Consider the following 19,163-nt stretch of genomic DNA (forward strand, 5'->3'; position numbering starts at 1 on the left):
ATGTACTCGTGAGCTTATGCTTACACATAGATACGGTTCATGGTCCCTAAAGCAGCTTCAGTTTATGGCTGACCTGGTTACTATGATTTTTTCGGCGGGCCTCCTTGCGCTGACCCTTCATCCATTTGTTCTTGGCTTTGCCGGCTATGCCCTTTTGAGGCTTATCATCAACAAACGGCGCCAGCCACACCCTCTCGAAAATTATGCAGCTGCGATGATTGACGCATCAGCGTTCGTGATTATCGCGATGATCGCGAATGAAAGTAGTTTCTTCCTCGCGATGTCTGGTATGTTTGCAATGATTCTGACCCGCTCCTTGTGGCTCGATCGCAAGATGATTTACAGCGTATCTATAATCTCTGTGGCCGGATTTGCAATGATTGGCATCGTGGCTGGTCAGACGGTCCAGACATTTTCTCTGCTTATTATCAGTATGGCTATCGTAGCGGGATACTATATTTATTCACGCGCACTTACCTGCAATGTGACTGGGCTCAAAAGCATGGCCTGGTTCGCCCTGCGCTCTCAGGAACGTATCGGTTGTAGCTGGCGCGACCGTGACAACTGCCCCATGAACTCTTATGGGATATTCTTGGTTCAATTAGAAAATCATGCAGAATTGACAGAAGCCTTCGGGCTAGGAGTTGCCGATAATTGCATGGCACAAATCTCAGACACGGTTTCACAAATGGTGTGTAAGTGGGGATATGTTTCTAAGTTTGATGAATCTACTATTATTGTTCTTGATGCGAACTTTAATACGGACAAGGATGTTAAGAATAAAGCATACGAAATTCTGACGGTGCTTGAAACGTCCTTGAACGCTAAATTCAAAGCCACCGGAATTAAATTGCGTGTTGGCGGCGCGCTGGAAACAGGTCGCCACAAAAATAGTTCAGAAGTTATAAGCGACGCACATCTGGCTCTAAGAGCGGCCAAGAACCACAATGTGCCTGCAATCATGCTGGATCAACCCTTGCGCAATCTCATGGCTCAAAACCTTCAGCTTGAGAGAGATTTACATCATGCTGTCGAGAATGATGAGTTTGCGCTGGTCTTTCAGCCGATCATCAACGGCGTTACAGGTGATATCGATGGCGCGGAAGCTTTGCTACGCTGGCCACGAGACGAGAAGATTATGTCACCTGCAGTCTTTATTGAGGTGGCAGAGAAAAGTGGCCTCATCGTTGAAATTGGAGCCTGGGTTGTCAAAACTGCTGTTCGTGACTGGAAAAAAATCAGAGAAAATTCTGGACTCAACCAAGGCTGGGTGAGCGTAAATGTCGCCATTCAGCAGTTACAGGAATGGGACACACTATACGCAGCAACTCAGAAAGCTGTTGAAGGTGGCGTACCATTGAAACTGGAAATCACAGAGTCGGCCACCTCGGAAGAGTGCGGTGATATAGCTGACAAAATTTCAAGGCTTCGAGCACTAGGAGTGAAGATTGCTATCGATGACTTCGGTACCGGCTTTTCTTCCCTGTCCCGTTTGCATGAATTACAGGCAGACAGTCTGAAAATTGACCGTAGTTTTGTCGAACAGATGCACACTGGAAGAGGCGTCTCAACTATCAAGTCGATCTCTGCCTTGGCGCAAGCTCATCAAATGGCTGTGATTGTGGAGGGTATTGAAACCGATGAGCAGCGCCTTGTGCTATCAGGCTTAGGACTTCGCATCCATCAGGGCTACTTCTATTCAAAACCACTTATAGCGGAAGAACTGGTGCACTTTCTCGATCTATGGCAACGCTACCATTGCAACTACGATGAACAGGTAAAATGTCCGACTCACCTCGAATCTTCGGAGATCCCAAACCACACAGGAGTGGTCGGCAAGCACTCTGGCGAGGTGTAAAAAAGAACTGTCCTCAATGCGGACAAGGCGATCTGTTTGCGGGCTATGTGAAAACTGCGGATCGCTGCACGATATGCGATCTGGACCTCACCGGTCATCAGGCAGATGACGGGCCGCCATATTTCACCATGCTGATCGCCGGCCACCTGATCATCCCGATGGCACTGGAAATGAAGCGCCATCTTGATCCCCCTTTGCTGGTGCAATTCATGATCTGGCCGCTTGTGTTGCTGGTGTTCACCCTGTTTCTGCTGCCCGTGGTCAAGGGCGGGCTGATTGGCATCCAGTGGGCCAATCGGATGCACGGATTTTCAGATGAACCGGACCAATCCACGGCAATGTCGGCAGACGCCGAGCATTGGCTCGAAAAGCCTTGACAAGCCGAAGCCAGAGACTATTTTCCGCCGCTCACGCGAAATGCATCGCGAACAGGAGTTTCAGGCATGGCTAAGCCAACCACCATCAAGATCCGTCTGAACAGCACGGCTGATACAGGCTTTTTCTACGTCACTAAAAAGAACACCCGGAACATGACCGAGAAAATGGTCAAGAAGAAGTATGATCCGGTGATCCGCAAGCACGTGGATTTCAAAGAAGGCAAAATCAAATAAGCCTTCCGCGATATGAGATCGAAAAAAAAGCCGCATTAATGAGCGGCTTTTTTAATGTGAAAATTTCACTGAATGTTTTTGAGCAGGCAAAAAATAGTTTCAGGCTGCGACACAAACCCTGTTCCGGCCGCTTGCCTTGGCTTTGTAAAGCGCCTCGTCAGCCTGCTTCAGAAAATCTTCTGGAGTCAATTCATCTGAAACATTGGCAGTCGCAATGCCTATGCTGACCGTAACCCCCAGTTTCTGCCCGGCATCCTTACCGTAAATAACTTCATGGCTCTCAATGTCACTGCGCAGGCGTTCGGCAATCATTGCCGCCAGTTCGTGGTCCGTGTTCGGCATAAGCAGGACAAATTCCTCCCCGCCATACCGACAAGCCACATCCATTCCGCGCACATTTTGCACGAGCCTTTGCCCTAAAGCGCGCAAGACACAATCGCCAACATCATGTCCGTGGGTGTCATTCACCTGCTTGAAATGGTCAACATCCATCACCACGAGGGAAACGGGCTGATTTTCCTGCTCCGCCGGGTCAAACATGTTGGCCATATGCGTTGCCAGATAGCGGCGGTTATAAAGCCCGGTCAGCTGATCTGTGACGGCCAGTTCCAGGCCAACCTGGAAGGAGGTGCGCAACTGGTCAATATAATGCTTGCGGCGAAGTTGCGTGCGAATGCGCGCTTTCATTTCGCCCTTGTCTATCGGGCGGGTCAGATAATCGTTCACGCCGACATCAAGTGAACGTACCAGCTTGCGCGTATCACCCTGACGCACCATAGCCAAAACCGGCGTCAGCCGTGTCTCGCTTAATGTACGGATTGTCGAGCAAAGACGAAGTGGATCATGGGTTTCGAGACCCATATTCACGATAATCAGGTCAACCCGCTGGTTCCGCAGAACGGACAGGGCTTCCTTGATATCGGCCTCAAATATCATTTCATAATTATCCGGCAGGACACCGAACAATGTTTCATCACGGTCAGGATCGTCATCAACAACCAATATACAGCTTTGCGTGGTATCGAACTCTGCCAGTTTGGCATTGGTCAGAATACCAAGCTCAGCACCGGTTGCATGACTGAGACGTAATTCATCCGTCATCATTTTCAGGCGTGTGAGACTGCGCACCCGCGCAAACAGGGCGACATCCTCTACCGGTTTTGTCAGAAAATCATCCGCACCAGCATCAAGGCCAGCAATGCGGTCTTCCTGCTGGTCCAGTGCCGTGACCATCACAACGGGAATATGGCAGGTGTCGTGATCAGCCTTCAGGCGACGACAGGTCTCAAACCCATCCATACCGGGCATCATCACATCAAGCAGGATAATATCGGGCTGTTCTTCCTTCGCCAGCTCAATCGCTCTGGCACCGGAGTTCGCCCCGCTGACCTCGAAGTATTCCGCCCGAAGCTTTGCCTCGAGCAGTTTTACATTCGGCTCCAGATCGTCGACGACGAGTACATGTGCCGTCATAAATTCCCCTGACTTTCCCGGACCCCCAAGATCCGTATCGGTGCGTCACTCACCCAGATACCGTTTTACCGTCTCAATAAAGACAGGAATGGAAATAGGCTTTGCAAGATAATCCTCGCAACCGCCATCACGAATGCGTTGCTCGTCACTCTTCATCGCAAAGGCTGTAATGGCTATCACCGGGATTTGGGCAAGCTCCGGGTCAGCCTTTATGTCCTTTGTGACATCCAGACCGGAACGCTCCGGCAACTGGATATCCATCAGAATCAGATCGGGGTTGTTATCGCGAGCCAGATCAACAGCATCATGGCCATTGGTGCTCTGAATCGTGTCATAGCCGTGCGCCTCGAGCAGATCAGTGAACAATTTCATGTTCAGCTCGTTGTCCTCAACGATAAGGACCGTTTTAGGCACGTCCGACAGCTCCAGCATCTCCACACTTGCCATGATATACTTTCTTCCTTGTGGCCACTCTTAGCCCCTGACAGTCATGGCGGTTATGCATCATAATGAGTTAATCGACGGTTTATGCTGAGAGAATCCTTAGCAGCAAAGTAGAATTCCTGAAGCCGCATTAACGGGATGTTAAGAAAATGGCAAATTTCGGTAACGATTTGCTAACACTTTCAGATCGGCCACTCCCGGGACTGTGCCGGGAGTGCCACCATTGGCTGCCTGAGGCAGGCCAGCTATGCCCGCATTGCAGAAGTGCCAGAGTGCTCCGACATGCTGAATTAGCGACACTATCCATGGCTCATCTGGATTGTGATGCTTTTTTTGCGGCACTGGAAAAGCGCGATGATCCATCGCTGGCTGACAAACCGCTGATAATCGGGGGCGGCCGGCGCGGCGTTGTCTCGACTTGCTGTTATATTGCCAGAACATACGGCATCCGCTCGGCAATGCCGATGTTCAAGGCCCTGAAAGCCTGCCCGCACGCTATTGTCATAAAACCCAATGGTGAGAAAATACGCGAGGCATCGCTGGCAATCCGTGCCGAGATGGAAGCGCTGACACCCCTTGTTCAGCCACTCTCATCGGATGAAGCCTTCATGGACCTGGCCGGTACGGAAAAACTGCACGGCACCCCGCCAGCTCTGACACTGGCGAAACTGGCTTCAAGGATCGAGGACAAAGTGGGGATTACCGTGTCAATCGGCCTCAGCCATAACAAGTTTCTTGCCAAACTTGCCTCGGATTTCGACAAGCCGCGTGGCTTTTTTATTATCGGCAAGGCCGAGACCACGTCCTTTCTGGCAAAGCAGCCCATCAGCCTGATCTGGGGGGTGGGAAAATCTTTCGGGGCAAAACTGGCACGGGACGGGTTCCATACTATTGGCGATCTGCAGCAAACGGAAATCAGGGTACTGGCAGATCGATATGGCGAGCATGGCCTGCGCCTTGCCAGGCTCTCGCGCGGGGAAGACCACCGCCCCGTGAACCCGTCCCGGGAAACCAAAAGCCTGTCATCCGAGACAACATTCAATGATGATATTCGTGCCTATCAGGAGCTTGAGGATATTCTCTGGCAGCTATCGGAGAAAATCTCTGCCCGGATGAAAGAAAAGGGCTTCACCGGGCGCGTCATCACTTTGAAACTGAAAACTGCTGACTTCCGTTCCATGACCCGCCGCAAGACACTTGAGTATCCCACCAATCTTGCACGCGTGGCGTTTGATACAGGACGTGCCCTGTTGCGTGACGTTATTCCCGGCGACATGTCGCGCGAGGCATACCGTCTGATCGGTATCGGTTTTTCCGACATTGAAGTGGCAGGAGAAACAGGGCAATCCTATCTTTTTATGGATGACCTGAACAAGCTATCTGCGCGCGAAAAGGCCGTAGATTCCCTGCGCGAAAAATTTGGTGACAGGGCTATTGGCACAGGCCGAAACTTACGCCGAAGGAAATAAAGGAGAAAACCCATGTCCCTTATCGAGAAAAACCTGTCCGCTCACGGCATAGTTCTGCCAGAGCCTGTGGCGCCTGTGGCAAATTATGTACCGTTTGTGATCACCGGGAATTTGGTGATGATTTCCGGTCAAGTTTCAATCGGTGCTGATGGACTGATGACGGGCAAGGTTGGCAACGATCTGTCGCTGGAAGAAGGGGTGAAGGCTGCCGAGGCATGTGCCGTCAATCTGCTGGCGCAGTTGAAAGCGGCCTGCGATGGCAACCTTGACCGTGCTGTGCGCTGCATTCGGCTTGGTGGTTTCGTGAATTGCGGACCGGAGTTCACTGACCATCCGAAAGTCATCAATGGCGCGTCCGACCTGATGGTGCACGCCATGGGCTCTGCCGGCAAACATGCGCGAGCCGCTGTGGGATCATCCTCCCTGCCCCTTGGCGCTGCGGTCGAGGTGGATGGTATTTTCGAGATCGCCTGAATGATGAAGGTTCAGATTTCAGACTGGGATACACCTTTCGAAAACGATGAAGTACATATTCTCGAAGTCATTTATTCCTATAGCGAAGCTGAATTTCAACATAAGGACTTTGGGGTTTACGCGTTCACGTCTTCGATCGGACAAGACTACTCGTTTGTTGTACGTATTCTTGTTCCTAAATCCGGCGAAATTTATTCAGTCAACTTCTCTTATGTATGTGGATATAGAGTGATGGATGAAGTTGGCTATGCATATTTGGCGCAGCATACAGCTAAAGCCGAGCGAAGACTCACCACTGTAAAAGTGAGACAACATCCATGGGCTCAGGAAAGTCCCGGCTTATTTGATGCGTCCATTAAAGATGGGTGGTCATTTCTAATTTTATCTGGTGACGAGTGCGTAGAGGTCGTATCTCCCGTAGAGCCCGTTATACAGAAAGAAAATACCTTGAGGCCTGAACACAGGAGCATCAGTTGACAACCCTCATAACTGTCACGGCTCTCTATGACGGTAGCGCAGATGCGATTTTCCGTGAAGCGATGAATTTTTCGGAACTGGTTGAAGCCATGTCCGGGCTCGCCGCCTATGAAGGGCTGCCAGAGGAACCGGCCAAAGAAGGCGAGACTTATACAGTCGATGTGACAATGTGGGGGTTCCTGAAAACCAGAGGGCATGTGATGCATGTGGAAACCCTGGATTATGAGAACCGCATCATTCAGAGCCGCGAACATAATCCCGCCATCAAGCGCTGGGACCATCATCTCTCGGTACAGCCGCTGGGCGAGAAGGTGCTCTGGACTGACCGGATCGAACTGGATGCAGGCTGGCGCACTTTCGGCGCGGCCCGGTTCTGCGCCTATGTCTATGAGCGCCGCCATAAATATCGAAAAGCACTGGAAATCACGCGCTCCATTGGCAAGGCTGGATAATCCCTTCGCACCCGATGCCTGACATCAGCCCGACTGCTAAAGAGTCTGTGCCCGAAGGCAGAGGCGATATATATTTTTCCCAAACAGACCTTCGGGAGGAAAGAGCCATGATATTCACCGCCGAGCATGAGCAACTGCGCGAAACCACCGCGAAATTCATCGAAAAAGAGATCAACCCTTATGTCGATGAATGGGAAAAGGAAGAAATTTTCCCGGCCCATGAAGTTTTCAAGAAGATGGGTGATCTCGGACTGCTCGGCGTTTCCTATGATGAGGCATATGGCGGGCTTGGCCTTGACTACACCTATAACGTGGTGATCGCTGAAGAGCTGGGCATGATAAATTGCGGCGGCGTGCCCATGGCCATTGGTGTACAAACAGATATGTGCACCCCTGCCCTGCATAATTTTGGCTCGGACGAATTGAAGAAAGAGTTTCTCGCCCCGGCGATTGCCGGCGATATGGTGGGCTGCATCGGGGTTTCTGAACCAGGTGCCGGGTCTGATGTGGCATCGGTTAAAACCACCGCCCGAAAAGACGGTGACGACTACATTATCTCCGGCTCGAAAATGTGGATCACCAACTCCCTTCAGGCCGACTGGATCTGCCTCCTGTGTAATACATCTGACGATCATCCGCACCGCAACAAATCCCTGATCATGGTGCCAATGGACACCCCGGGCATCGAGAAGCAGAAAATACACAAGATGGGGATGCACTCTTCAGATACAGGCCAACTGTTTTTTGATGATGTCCGGGTACCACAGCGCAATCGTATCGGCGAAGAAGGCACAGGCTTCATGTTGCAGATGGTGCAGTTTCAGGCAGAGCGCATCTGGGCCGCTGCCAATGCGCTGAAAGGCTTCGACAAGCAGATCGACCTGACAATCGAATATACAAAAGAGCGTCATACATTTGACCAGCCGATCATCAACAATCAGGTCGTGCATTTCCGTCTGGCTGAATTACGCACAGAGGTGGAGTTGCTGCGCTCGCTTGTATATCGCTGCGTTGAAAACTACGTGGGCGGAGAAGACATGACGCGGCTTGCCTCCATGGCGAAACTGAAAGCCGGTCGCCTTGCGCGGGAAATTTCTGACGCCTGCCTGCAATATTGGGGCGGCATGGGCTTCACCGCTGACAGTCCGATCGCCCGCGCCTATCGCGATGGCCGCCTCGCCTCCATCGGTGGCGGCGCGGACGAGATCATGCTTGGCATCATTGCAAAGTTTGAGGGCACTCTGCCAAAGCGGAAGTCGAATTAAGGCGTATCCTGAACGACTTCGACAAAATAAAACTCCTTGTCGTTCACCCGGTGCAGAAACCATGCGGGCATTCCGTACACATCACGCACGAAATTGCGCTGTGAAGCGTGAATTTCCCAGCCGCGAATCTTGGCTTTGGCTTCACCGGGCATGGCATGGGTTGGCGCAGGCTGATTTGCGACAACTATTTGCCCCGGCTCTCCGCCAAATCTTGCCATCATGCGGCGCGGGGCCAGCACATAAGCGATAGCGTCCGGCGAGAGTTCCGGTTCTGTCCGCCTGACCTGCAATACAGCGTCGCGCGCCGCCTGCCCGATCAGCATATGGTCAGGATGATTTGAAAAGCCGCTCTCTGGCCAGAACGTCACAACAAGATCAGGCTGCCACTTCTTGATACTGGCTGCCAGACGACGAACAATCGCGGCGTAATCTGCTGTTGCCACACCACTGTCCGGATAATCCCAGACTTCCTGAGCATCAAGCCCGAGAGCAAAACCGCTTTTTAATGCCTCGGCATGGCGGATGATGCCAAGCTCTTCCTGCCGCGCGACCACTGGCGTCTGATTACCAGCCTCTCCTTTGGTCGCTGTTATCATCCGGGTTATTGCCCCGTCGCGTTTTTTTGCGCGCAGCAAGAGACCGGTTACCAGTTGCTCATCATCCGGATGGGCGAAAACTGCCAGCACAGACCTGGCCTCAAGCTCCCCTGTCAGGGACGGAACAAATGCCGCATCCGGTTCTTCAAACTGACTGTCGAACCAGAACAGTCTCCCAGCCAGGACCAGAAATGCGACGAGCGCTGTTATGGTGAGGATGCGGATAATCATTTTTATGCACTCCATATCAGCAGCAGGCCGAGACCAAGGCGGGGATAAATCGTGATAATATCACGAAATTTCAAACTGACCCACTACCAGAATACTGATCAGTACGAGCAGCACTCGCTGCGCATAATGACCCATTTCCCAATTTCCTTACTTTATCATAGTCAATTCGGGGGCCCATAAGTTTCTTATCCCAGGTTAATTTATGAAACTTTCATGGGATGGTTACTTTATGCTGAAAAGTGAGTAGTTTCTCAGTTTGAATTCGATGGCAATTTCTCGCCACGAGGGCGACATTCGGACATTTGCAATGAATGTCCGAATTGGTGTCATGTTCAGATGTAAAATTCGCCTTACGCAGATTGGTTCTATTTTTTGAGTAGCTCTAAAAGCTCTCTGATTACGATGTCGTCTGCCCCTCTGACGGCTGGCGTTGGAATCGCAATGTCGGGCGTGACAGGATGACTTTCTTCAATCCCATTTGGGCGAATGATGTGGGCCTTTGGATAGCCAACGAGGAAGCCTGAATGCGGTAATGTAAAGTGTTCCATGGCACCATATGTCGTCGACATATCGCGTGTTGGTTCCCCATACACAGTGCCAAAGCCATAATCCTGGATGAGGGCTGCAACTGAAACCGCGTTAGAGTAGCTGAAGCGGTTCACAAGGACATGAATATCACCCGTAAACCGTTCTCCTTCTCTTGGTTGGGCATATGGGAGTTCAAACGATACGAAATCACCGTTATTAGCTTTAGCGAACAGTTCGGCGAATTTCGCGGAAATACCTCCCTCGCCATCTTGCCTCGCATTGACGCGTTTCTGATTTGAGGCCGTCGTTTCTGGGCTGACCTTAATTCTAAAATCTGATGCAAATCGAAAAGGTTCATCCGCAAACCAGGCAATGACAGGATCAGAGAAGGAATTGTCGCCACCTGGATTATCTCGCAGATCAAGAATCAGATGCTCGGCGCCTTTTTGAATAAAGTCGTTAAATGCGGTATCGACGAATTCCTGAAAAACAGCCACGCTCTCCGGGCTGAAATATTCCCCCGGCTTCGTTGCTTCCATATTAAAAAACGGACCCGGGCGTAGATAGGCAACATGCTTGTTGATCATATTTGCTTCTCTGCCGTTCAGCTGAAACCCTGATTCCATGCGCACGAGTTCCGAGAGTTGATCGAATCCTATGGCATCTATTTCCGTCTTGATGACCTTGCTTCCCCGTTTCAGTTCGACTGAAAACTGTGCCATCGGACCATATTCCAGCAACATGAAATAGGGCTCGGTGTTGGCGAGGAGGGAGTATGCAAGTTCCGGGGTTTCAGCCGAGATATTGCGTGTGAGCTCAGCGAGCCAGATTGGGTTTGGCTTGCCTTGAAGAGAGATAATCCGATCGCCTGGTTGTGCGGCTGTCTTTGAGGGGACACCTGCGACAATGACTTCGCCTTGCTGGAAGCGAATGCTCAGTGGAAACACCAGACCGTCACCTTCTATATGAGCGTCCCAAAAAGGATTGCGGCCATCAATACGTGTATGGCCGTGTTTTGCGAGCGCAACAAAGCGCTGAAAGTCCTTATGAAGATCGCCAGAACTTACGGTTTCGGCTTCAGCATATTTTGACTTTAGCTCTGCAAAGGCACTGTCGAAGACAGCCTGAGAGGTTTCGGCAAACAGGCCGGCATCGGCCGATTGGAGGCCACTATAGAGGCGTTCGAGATCTGCTGTGGCTAGATCAGATGTAAAGGTATCTGACTGCGCCACAGCGGTGAAACCATTTATAGCGCATAGCACAATGACGGTCAGGGTGGATCTAAGAGCCTGTAACATAACTATCCTTTCGCATCTGGTGCATTACGTTCGCGTCTATATTATAGTCGCTATTGCAGCTATCTTCTGGATTATGAAAACGCCATGACCTCGCGATCCTTGTATTCTGACCTTTTTATTTTCCAATCTTTTCAAAGGTTTAGATGCCTTGAAAAATGAAGTTTTGATCATAGACAAGTGGCAGGTTGACCCTGCAATCAAACGGATAATGAGTGACGAGGGAGACCTTGAGCTTGAGCCCCGCGTCATGGACCTGCTTATGCTGCTCGCGAAAAGCGCGGGCCAAGTGATCTCAAAGGAAGAAATCATCGCATCCCTTTGGGGGGATGTTCATGTGAATGAGGATGCTCTGACGAGGTGCGTATTTAAATTGCGCAAGGCGCTTGGAGATGATGCGCGTAATCCACGTTACATCGAAACCTTATCCAAACGCGGCTATCGCCTCTTGGCTGATGTGACTTTTGCCGAAAGCACTCATGAAGGAGTTACGGCGCAAAACGCCTTTGGCTGGAAAGTCGCCATAGGATTGGTGCTTGTGTTGGCTTTGACAGTTGCTATTTTTGCTATGTCAGATTTTAAAACGGGACTTCAGCAGTTGTCACCTCGTGACGAGGTGTTCGCAGACAGACTTGTCCGTGCTGACGATTTCTATAGTCAATTTACGCGGGCAGATAATGAGGCGGCTCTTCGATTATATGAGGCGGTGCTTGATGAAGACCCAAAGAATGCTGCAGCCTTGGCAGGACTGTCTAATGCACTCGCACAAAGAGTGATCCGGTATCAGGGACCTGGCAGCGAGCAAATAAGGCGAGGTTCGCTAACAGCAGCGCTCGAAAGCGGCTGGCTTGAAAATGAGACCGCCCTGGCAGAGTTAGGCCGAATTGTCGCGCTGGCAGAAGAAGCAACAACGATTGACCCTGCCCATGAACGGGCATGGCGCGCACTCGGACTGGCGCTTTCCGCCCAGCATGAGTTTGAGAAGGCTGAACGAGCCTATGAACGGGCGCTTTTGATCGCGCCCGATGATTGGAGGACGATGATCAATCTGTCTGAATTAAACGGTCTTCTGGGGAGAGAAGATCGTTCAACGCCCTATAGGTGCAGGCATGGCTCATCATGGAGCGTCGTTACACGCAAGATCCCGTCAGTATCCGGCCATGGCATAGCGCCACAGGTATTGCTGTCGCTGACGCAAAAATCGCAGCAGGATCACTGGAAGACGCGAGACTATGGTTTCGTCGGGTTCTGGTGCGAGACCCGCTCAATCCGGAGGCGCTTCAAGGACTAGCTACTGTACTAAATCTATTGGGAGACACAGTTGGCGCAGAAGCTGTTTGCGCTGAGCTTTCGGACATTAACGATGAATCGTGTTGAGCCAATTCTGACGAGCCTATGCAGTTGAAGGTCGTTCGCCCGGTAGCGTCTTGTGCCAGCTTTCAGACATTCAAATTGAAGCGCCAATGCCGCAATGGGCCAATAGCCGTCCTCCAATTTTGAACTGGGACACTACCGAAAAGCGTGACCTGAAGGTGATTCCCTGTCATTCTGTTATGATCAAGGAGTCCATTCATGACCCATCGTAAACTGACCCCGAACCGCCGTGAAATTCTGGCTGGTGCCGCAACTGTGGCAACCGCTGCGAGCCTTGCAGCCGGCAGCGCATCCGCAGAAGAACTGAACTTCGTAGGCCAGTCCGTCCTGATCACTGGCACCAGTTCCGGTTTTGGCAAACTGGCTGCACAGCACCTTGCCCGCCATGGGGCAACGGTTATTGCTTCCATGCGTAACGTGCCGCGCCCCGAGGCAGAGGAACTGCGCGACCTTGCCAGTGATGAAAAACTCAATCTGTCTGTCGTCGAGATTGATGTGACCAAACCGGATCAGGTCGCAGGCGGTGTTGCAGAAGCAGAGCAGATTGCCGATGGCGCGCTGGATGTGCTGATCAATAATGCCGGGATTGCCTATGGCGGCCCGATCGAAATTCACGACGAGCAGTCAATCGCAAAAATCTATGACGTGAACCTGCATGGCTATCACCGCATGGCCAAGGCGGTGCTGCCGAAAATGCGCGCCGCCAAAGCGGGACATATCTTCAACGTGTCATCGCAGCTCGGGCGGCTGGTGCTGCCGAACCTCGGGCTTTATTGCTCAACCAAGTTTGCTGTTGAAGCGATGTTCGAGGCCATGGCCTATGAACTGGCCCCATTTGGCGTCGAAGTGACGATCATCCAGCCGGGTGGCTATCCCACAAAAATCTGGGAAAATGGCACAAAGAATTTTGACGGCCTGCTGGAGCGTGTGGGCCAAGAACGCATGGCTGCTTACGAGGCACACCTCACCATTGCCCAAGGCATGTTCAATGGTAGCCAAAGTACAGACCCGATGGATATTCCGCGCGCCATTGCACAGATCATGGCGATGCCAGCCGGCACGCGGCCCCTGCGCAAACCCGTTCACCCGAATACAGCCGGGCCTGATGCCGTGAATGGCATTGCCAAGATGGTGCAGGCCGGAATGCTGGGGGACGGACCTTATGCGAGCTGGCACAAAGCTGTGAGTGACTGATCAGCCTGAGGTTTCGGCCTCAGCCTCAGGGTCTTCTGTCCGCTTTGCCGCGATCTTCACGGCAATGATCGATATTTCATAAAGCATCCAGATCGTCAGGCCGAGTGCGACCTGACTGATCGGATCCGGTGGCGTGAGAAACGCTGCCACAAGAAAAATCCCGACAATGGCAAAGCGCCGGTTACGTTGCAGGAACCCGCCATCGACAATTCCGGCAAGAGCCAGAAGCGTAAGAATGACAGGCAACTGGAAGGCAAAGCCAAAGGCAATCATCAGCGTCATAATTAGGGACAGATAATCCCCCACAAAAACAATGAGATTATAGGCAAGCTCCTGCCCTTCTTCCAGCGGACGCTCCATGCCGAGGGCAAAGTTGATCACAAACGGCATGATCATGAAATAGACCAGCGCCAGGCCGAGCCCGAACAGGACTGGGATTGCCAGCAGGAACGGCAGGACGGCCTGTTTTTCATTCTTGTAGAGGCCGGGAGCAACAAAGGCATAAAGCTCTCGTGCCACAATCGGGAAAGCCACCATGATCGCGGCCACCAGCGCGAGTTTAACGCGGGCGAAAAAGAGTTCGAGCGGGCGGTATTCCAGTTCGGCTGCGCCGCCTGTCTTGTCCTTAACCGCGTCGATATAGGGGATCGTCAGCAGGTCATAGAGCGCCTGCGAGAACAGGAAGCAGATGCCAAAGGCAATGCCAATGGCGATCAGGCAAACGATCATCCTGCGGCGCAGTTCGATGAGATGCGACATAAGCGGCGCGCGACTGGCTTCCACTTCGTCAGCAGGTTGCTCATCTGAGATAATGTCGGGGGGCTGATCCTGATCGGATGCAGCGGGGCCTTCTGATGTCACGCTTTTTCACCTGCCGCTGCGACTGGCTCATCATCAGATTTTTTTTTCGGCGTGAATCTTTCAGGATCAAGCGTACCGATATCTTTCATCGGCGCGATGGTCTTGTTGACTTCATCGCGGATCTCGGTGACCGGATTCTGCTTTTTCAGGGCTTCGATTTCTTTTTGTAATTCGTCAAGCTCTGCCTCACGCGCCATCTGATCGAAGCCTGCCATGAATTCCTGTGCCATCTGCCGGGCCTGCGCCATGAATTTGCCCACAGAACGCATCAGGCGCGGCAAGTCATTCGGGCCCACCACGACAAGGGCGAGCACCGCAAGCAGCATTATTTCGAAAAACCCTAGCTGGGGGATCAGGCTCATGTTCCTGCCCGTTCTGGTTTGCTGATACTCAGGAAGACGCTTTGGTCGTCTCTTTGACTTTTACGTCTTCAATGTCTTCCGCTTTCAGACTGGCCGCGGATTTTTTTTCTTCATCATCAGTGGCGATGGCTTTTTCTTCATCTTCCATGCCCTTGCGGAAGGATTTTATGCCCTTCGCAAAATCACCCATGATGGAGGAAATTCTGCCGCGCCCGCCAAACAGCAGCAACGCCAGTATAATGACCAGTACAATCTGCCATGGACCTACAGCACCCATAAGCGCCTCACTTTCTTGTTCCTGCCGTCAATGTAGCGATGCGGTGAAGCCAGCGCAACGCCGGACACTCATTCATCCTCAGACTTCAATGTCTCATCTTCAACGAAGGGGACGGCATCTTCAGGTGCAAAGAGCGCTGCGTCATCGTCTGTGCCTTCAATCAGATCATCAATGTCGACTTCTTCCGCATCATCGCTCTCCTGATCTTCATGGAAATCCTGCACAAAATCCTGTTCGGCGGGCGCAGCGTTTTCGTCATCAACGGCATCGCTGTCTTTCGGGGTCGGGACGACAAAACCCGGTGGCAGGCGCGCATCAAGCAGGCCCTGCGCCTTCAGGTCCGCCATGCCCGGCAGATGCGTGATGCTCTGCAGGCCAAAATGTTCCAGGAACTCCTGACTGGTGCCGTAAAGCGTTGGCCGGCCCGGCGTGTCTTCACGGCGTCCGCGCAGACGGATCCAGCCTATTTCCAGTAACTGGTCGAGAGAGCCTTTGGAGACGGCGACGCCGCGCACTTCTTCGATATCCGCGCGCGTACAGGGTTGATGATAGGCAATGATGGCCAATGTTTCGAGGGCAGCCCGCGACAGTTTCTTAGGTTTGACCTGCTCGATTTCCAGAACATGCGACACGTCAGGCGCGGTGACGAATTGCCATTTCTTCCCTGTTTTCAACAGGTTTACGCCGCGGTTCTGATATTGCTCCTGAAGGGCATTCAGAGTTTCCTTCACATCGCTGTCTTCCGGCAGGCGCTGTTTCAGCGTGGCTTCGTCAAGAGGTTCGCTGGCAGCAAAAAGCAATGCCTCAACCATTCTCACCTGACGGGCAAATTCAGCAGCGGCTGCAAAAGGATTTTCGTCACCCACAAAAAGTTCTATCCCGTCATCTTCGGCATCAGCCCCTTCGGGGTTGCGTGACAGGCTGACAACTTCAGAACCTCTGGATTCTACATCAGCATCGTCTGTCGCATCTGCCTGCTCGATTTCAGCTTCCAGGGCTTCTGCAAGAGCTGCCTGTGCTTCCTGTGCATCGAGGTCGCTGAAATTTGCCGCTTCGGCCTTGTCATGACTCATGATTGTTACTCGCTAGTGAACTGGGGAAGTTTCTGTCAACTCTGCCGGCAGCTGCGCGGTATCGCGCACATAGAGTGACTGGAATGCACCGGCCTGCCTGATCTGGATCTTGCCTGCCTTTGCATATTCAAGGACTGCATTGAAAGCGCTCGCCACGACGGACGAACGCGGGGCGTCAATCTCGTCAATCGGTGAGATCGCTGTCAGATCAGCCCAATCAGGGATGTGGCCGAGAATACGTGAGAGGCGCTCGCGTGCTTCTTCGATCTGGTAAACCTTGGGCGGGGTGTATTTGATCGTCGCGTCCACTGCCTTGACCCGCTGGGTCGTGTAGGCCTTGAGCAGATCATAGAGGTCTGCGGTCCACTCGGTCTTGCGAATGACGCGCACCCCCTCCGGCATCCCGCGCGGAAAGTAATGACTGCCAAGCTGCGGCAGTTCGAGAATTTTGTCGGCGGCTGCCCGCATCGCTTCAAGACGCTGAAGCTGAAATGCCAGTTGGGCGGCCATTTCATCAGCGGTTGGTTCGTCTTCTGCTTCATCCTGCTTGGGAATGAGAAGTTTGGACTTCAGATAGGTGAGCCAGCTGGCCATGACGAGATAATCGGCTGCCAGTTCCAGCTTGCGGGCCTTCGCCTCTTCGACGAATTCAAGATACTGCTCAACCAGGGTCAGGACAGATATTTTGAGAAGGTCAACTTTTTGCCGTCTTGCAAGGTCGAGCAGGACATCCATTGGCCCTTCATACGCATCGAGAGAAACGATCAGAGCTTCTGACTCTGCCTCGTCTTCTGGTGCCGAACGCACGGGGGCATCAAACGGCTCTGGTTCAGCCGATACATCGTCTGCAGTACTTTCCGGCGGTGCGCTTACTGGGTCATCCTGTTCCATCTGCATATAGTAGCGGCGATTCCGCTCTCAAGCCATGACAGGTTTTAACAATTCGGCGAAACGCTGCTCTTCGGTCGCCTTTTCAAAGGTCCGGGGGGCAGCAAGCTGATCAAGCGCGGCCTGTGCCCGACCCTGTGCCTTCCCCGCCAGTACAGGTGCCACGTCTGCCACCGCCTGCATCTCATCCATATTGCCGTTGCAGTGCAGCAGCATATCGCAACCAGCCGCAAGTGCCGCCTGACTGCGCACCTGAAACGTACCGTCCAGCGCCTTCATCGAGAGGTCATCTGTCATCAACAATCCGTCAAAGCCGATAAATCCCCGAATGACCTCATCAATCACGCGCGGCGACAGTGTTGCCGGGTGATCTGCGTCATAGGCGGTGAAGACGACATGAGCCGTCATCGCCATAGGCGCGCTACTCAGGTTACGAAATGGCAGAAAGTCTGTCTGCTCAAGATCATCGCGTGTGGCTGTCACAACAGGCAATTCCAGATGCGAGTCTGCCATGGCGCGGCCATGCCCCGGAATATGTTTGATGATGGGTAAGACGCCGCCTGCCAGTGTTCCGTCCAGAACTTCCTTGCCCAGCTCGCTTATCTGATCCGTATGCAGCGCCAACGCGCGATCACCAATAATCTGGTCGGCATCAGGCTGTGGCAGGTCAAGGCAGGGAACACAGTTCACGTTAACCCCGACGTTTCGCACATCCTCTGCCAGCAACCTCGCCCCGAGAAAAGCAGCCTGACGAGCCCTGGCCGGGTCCAGTTTCATCAGCGCGCCAAAACGGTCCATTGGCGGGCGGGCGCTTGCCAATGGCGGCTTGAGACGCGCCACGCGCCCCCCTTCTTGATCTATCATGATCGGCGCACGGTCATCGCCAACGGCTTCCCGCAAGGCGTCACAGAGGTTGCGTATCTGCTCAGATGACTGACAGTTACGCGCAAAGAGAATGAAACCCCACGGCTGGTGACGGCGAAAAAACGCTGCCTCTTCATCCGTGAGATATTCGCCGGAGCAGCCGTATATAACGGCCCGTCTGTCAGAATTTGCTATCTGGGTCTGGCTCATACGGGCTTGACGAGGCAGTCCTGTCCAACCTGTTTCAGCCGTGCACAATACGAGTCTGCGTCGCTCTTGGACGAAAACGGGCCGACGCGCAGGCGATGATAAACCCCCCGCGACCCAAGATCAGCGTACTGGACATCAGCCGATATGCCGTTGAGCAACGCACCAAAGCGGCTCTGCATTGTGGAAAAATATCCTTGCGCCTCGGCATTACTGCGGAAGGCCCCGACCTGCACCACATGTGTGCCGGCAAGCGCACCAGCCGCAGCTGAAGCGGCAACGGGCGTGGTTTGTACAGGTTGCGCCTGAGTGGCCGGCACTTGCTGCACCGGCTCTTCAATCACATCTTCGACCTGATTGATCGCTGCCACAGCAACATCTTCAATGGTCGAAGGAGCTGGTGTCTGTGCCTCCACAGGGTAGGTCACAGGTGGCGGTGTACTGTTCACCGCAGAGGATGTCTCAGAAAATCCTTCAAGCGGGTCCTGATCGTCAGATGCATCAACGATCACCTCGGTTGGCACATTACCTTCCAGCGTATCGAAGACTTCCTGTTCGACAGGCGAGGTTTCAGCAAACTGTATCTCCCGCTCGGTCTTGATGGGGTTCGGGTCTGCCGCAATCAGCGGGGTGCCGCCTTCCTGGATGCCGCGCTGATAGGCAAACCAGACAACTGCAGAAAAAACCACCAGCACGACGACACCGACCACCAGCACAACAAAGCCGGAGACACCTTCTTCGTCATCATCGTAATAATCGTCGTAGTCTTCGTCATATTCATCAGCAGCGGTCATAATTTCAGCTCCGGAGGGGGACGGATTTAGCTTATGGACTATCCGACTCGGCTTTTTCAAGCAAGTTGCGCGTTATTATGACGCGAATGAGGCTGG

The 19,163-nt window shown here is 52.7% G+C and carries 21 protein-coding genes and 1 pseudogene; 11 read left to right on the top strand and 11 right to left on the bottom strand.

Translation table 11 applies throughout. The annotated features are described in order from the left end of the window. Positions 1-64: 64 nt before the first annotated feature. From RAL90_RS10405 to rpmG, 3 genes are all read left to right on the top strand, one after another. Positions 65-1,858, top strand: coding sequence for a GGDEF domain-containing phosphodiesterase (locus RAL90_RS10405; RefSeq protein ID WP_306250321.1), 1,794 nt, complete (start codon positions 65-67; stop codon positions 1,856-1,858). A gap of 47 nt (positions 1,859-1,905) precedes the next feature. Further along, complete coding sequence (locus tag RAL90_RS10410) at positions 1,906-2,235, top strand: DUF983 domain-containing protein (RefSeq protein ID WP_306250323.1); 330 nt, start codon at positions 1,906-1,908, stop codon at positions 2,233-2,235. Between the two features lie 66 nt (positions 2,236-2,301). Continuing rightward, positions 2,302-2,469 (top strand): 50S ribosomal protein L33, encoded by a 168-nt coding sequence (gene rpmG, locus RAL90_RS10415; protein ID WP_306250325.1) that lies wholly within the window; start codon positions 2,302-2,304, stop codon positions 2,467-2,469. A 99-nt stretch (positions 2,470-2,568) separates the two neighbouring features. Here the strand turns inward: rpmG and RAL90_RS10420 are convergent, their stop codons facing one another. Beyond that, complete coding sequence (locus RAL90_RS10420; protein ID WP_306250327.1) at positions 2,569-3,942, bottom strand: PleD family two-component system response regulator; 1,374 nt, start codon at positions 3,940-3,942, stop codon at positions 2,569-2,571. Positions 3,943-3,987: 45 nt separating this feature from the next. Then, on the bottom strand, positions 3,988-4,356 hold the full coding sequence (locus tag RAL90_RS10425; RefSeq protein ID WP_306254052.1) for a response regulator: 369 nt from the start codon (positions 4,354-4,356) through the stop codon (positions 3,988-3,990). A gap of 179 nt (positions 4,357-4,535) precedes the next feature. Between RAL90_RS10425 and RAL90_RS10430 the strand changes: the two genes are divergently transcribed. From RAL90_RS10430 to RAL90_RS10450, 5 genes are all read left to right on the top strand, one after another. Continuing rightward, on the top strand, positions 4,536-5,855 hold the full coding sequence (locus tag RAL90_RS10430; protein WP_306250329.1) for a DNA polymerase IV: 1,320 nt from the start codon (positions 4,536-4,538) through the stop codon (positions 5,853-5,855). A 12-nt stretch (positions 5,856-5,867) separates the two neighbouring features. Further along, the gene (locus tag RAL90_RS10435) at positions 5,868-6,329 is read left to right on the top strand and encodes a RidA family protein (RefSeq protein WP_306250330.1); all 462 of its coding nucleotides are present in this window, start codon (positions 5,868-5,870) and stop codon (positions 6,327-6,329) included. Further along, positions 6,330-6,806 carry a hypothetical protein gene (locus RAL90_RS10440; protein ID WP_306250332.1) on the top strand — a complete coding sequence of 159 codons (477 nt, stop codon included), beginning with the start codon at positions 6,330-6,332 and terminating at the stop codon, positions 6,804-6,806. It begins immediately after the preceding gene. Next, a complete protein-coding gene (locus RAL90_RS10445; RefSeq protein ID WP_306250334.1) occupies positions 6,803-7,258 on the top strand; it encodes a hypothetical protein in 456 nt (151 codons plus the stop codon). The genes RAL90_RS10440 and RAL90_RS10445 overlap by 4 nt, the downstream gene beginning before the upstream one ends. Before the next feature lie 107 nt (positions 7,259-7,365). Next, positions 7,366-8,523 carry an acyl-CoA dehydrogenase family protein gene (locus RAL90_RS10450; protein ID WP_306250336.1) on the top strand — a complete coding sequence of 386 codons (1,158 nt, stop codon included), beginning with the start codon at positions 7,366-7,368 and terminating at the stop codon, positions 8,521-8,523. On the opposite strand, the gene RAL90_RS10455 is transcribed toward RAL90_RS10450, so the two are convergent. Both RAL90_RS10455 and RAL90_RS10460 read right to left on the bottom strand, forming a co-directional pair. Next, positions 8,520-9,350 (bottom strand): PIG-L deacetylase family protein, encoded by an 831-nt coding sequence (locus tag RAL90_RS10455; RefSeq protein ID WP_306250338.1) that lies wholly within the window; start codon positions 9,348-9,350, stop codon positions 8,520-8,522. The genes RAL90_RS10450 and RAL90_RS10455 overlap by 4 nt on opposite strands. A gap of 365 nt (positions 9,351-9,715) precedes the next feature. Beyond that, entirely contained in the window at positions 9,716-11,176 is a 1,461-nt protein-coding gene (locus RAL90_RS10460) for a S41 family peptidase (protein WP_306250340.1), read from the bottom strand. Positions 11,177-11,384: 208 nt separating this feature from the next. Between RAL90_RS10460 and RAL90_RS10465 the strand changes: the two genes are divergently transcribed. The 3 genes from RAL90_RS10465 (at position 11,385) to RAL90_RS10470 (ending at position 13,741) form a co-directional block, all read left to right on the top strand. Continuing rightward, positions 11,385-12,464 (top strand): winged helix-turn-helix domain-containing protein, encoded by a 1,080-nt coding sequence (locus tag RAL90_RS10465; protein ID WP_306250343.1) that lies wholly within the window; start codon positions 11,385-11,387, stop codon positions 12,462-12,464. Further along, positions 12,389-12,550 carry a hypothetical protein gene (locus RAL90_RS16350; protein WP_372340468.1) on the top strand — a complete coding sequence of 54 codons (162 nt, stop codon included), beginning with the start codon at positions 12,389-12,391 and terminating at the stop codon, positions 12,548-12,550. The genes RAL90_RS10465 and RAL90_RS16350 overlap by 76 nt, the downstream gene beginning before the upstream one ends. A 195-nt stretch (positions 12,551-12,745) precedes the next feature. Next, on the top strand, positions 12,746-13,741 hold the full coding sequence (locus tag RAL90_RS10470; RefSeq protein ID WP_306250345.1) for an SDR family oxidoreductase: 996 nt from the start codon (positions 12,746-12,748) through the stop codon (positions 13,739-13,741). On the opposite strand, the gene tatC is transcribed toward RAL90_RS10470, so the two are convergent. From tatC to RAL90_RS10505, 7 genes and pseudogenes are all read right to left on the bottom strand, one after another. After that, entirely contained in the window at positions 13,742-14,602 is an 861-nt protein-coding gene (gene tatC / locus RAL90_RS10475) for a twin-arginine translocase subunit TatC (RefSeq protein WP_306250347.1), read from the bottom strand. A 157-nt stretch (positions 14,603-14,759) separates the two neighbouring features. Further along, positions 14,760-14,928 (bottom strand): annotated as a pseudogene (gene tatB / locus RAL90_RS16355) (Sec-independent protein translocase protein TatB); the annotation flags it as partial. 64 nt (positions 14,929-14,992) lie between these two features. Further along, entirely contained in the window at positions 14,993-15,241 is a 249-nt protein-coding gene (locus RAL90_RS10485; RefSeq protein ID WP_306250351.1) for a twin-arginine translocase TatA/TatE family subunit, read from the bottom strand. Between the two features lie 68 nt (positions 15,242-15,309). After that, positions 15,310-16,314, bottom strand: a complete 1,005-nt coding sequence (gene scpB / locus RAL90_RS10490; RefSeq protein ID WP_306250354.1) for an SMC-Scp complex subunit ScpB — start codon at positions 16,312-16,314, stop codon at positions 15,310-15,312. Between the two features lie 12 nt (positions 16,315-16,326). Beyond that, positions 16,327-17,205, bottom strand: coding sequence for a ScpA family protein (locus tag RAL90_RS10495; RefSeq protein ID WP_306250356.1), 879 nt, complete (start codon positions 17,203-17,205; stop codon positions 16,327-16,329). Between the two features lie 27 nt (positions 17,206-17,232). After that, positions 17,233-18,276 carry a beta-N-acetylhexosaminidase gene (gene nagZ, locus RAL90_RS10500; protein WP_306250358.1) on the bottom strand — a complete coding sequence of 348 codons (1,044 nt, stop codon included), beginning with the start codon at positions 18,274-18,276 and terminating at the stop codon, positions 17,233-17,235. Further along, the gene (locus RAL90_RS10505; protein ID WP_306250360.1) at positions 18,273-19,067 is read right to left on the bottom strand and encodes an SPOR domain-containing protein; all 795 of its coding nucleotides are present in this window, start codon (positions 19,065-19,067) and stop codon (positions 18,273-18,275) included. Before RAL90_RS10505 ends, nagZ begins: the two co-directional genes overlap by 4 nt. Between the last annotated feature and the right edge of the window lie 96 nt (positions 19,068-19,163).

It is taken from the genome of Parvularcula sp. IMCC14364, from assembly GCF_030758415.1.
GTDB lineage: Bacteria > Pseudomonadota > Alphaproteobacteria > Caulobacterales > Parvularculaceae > Aquisalinus.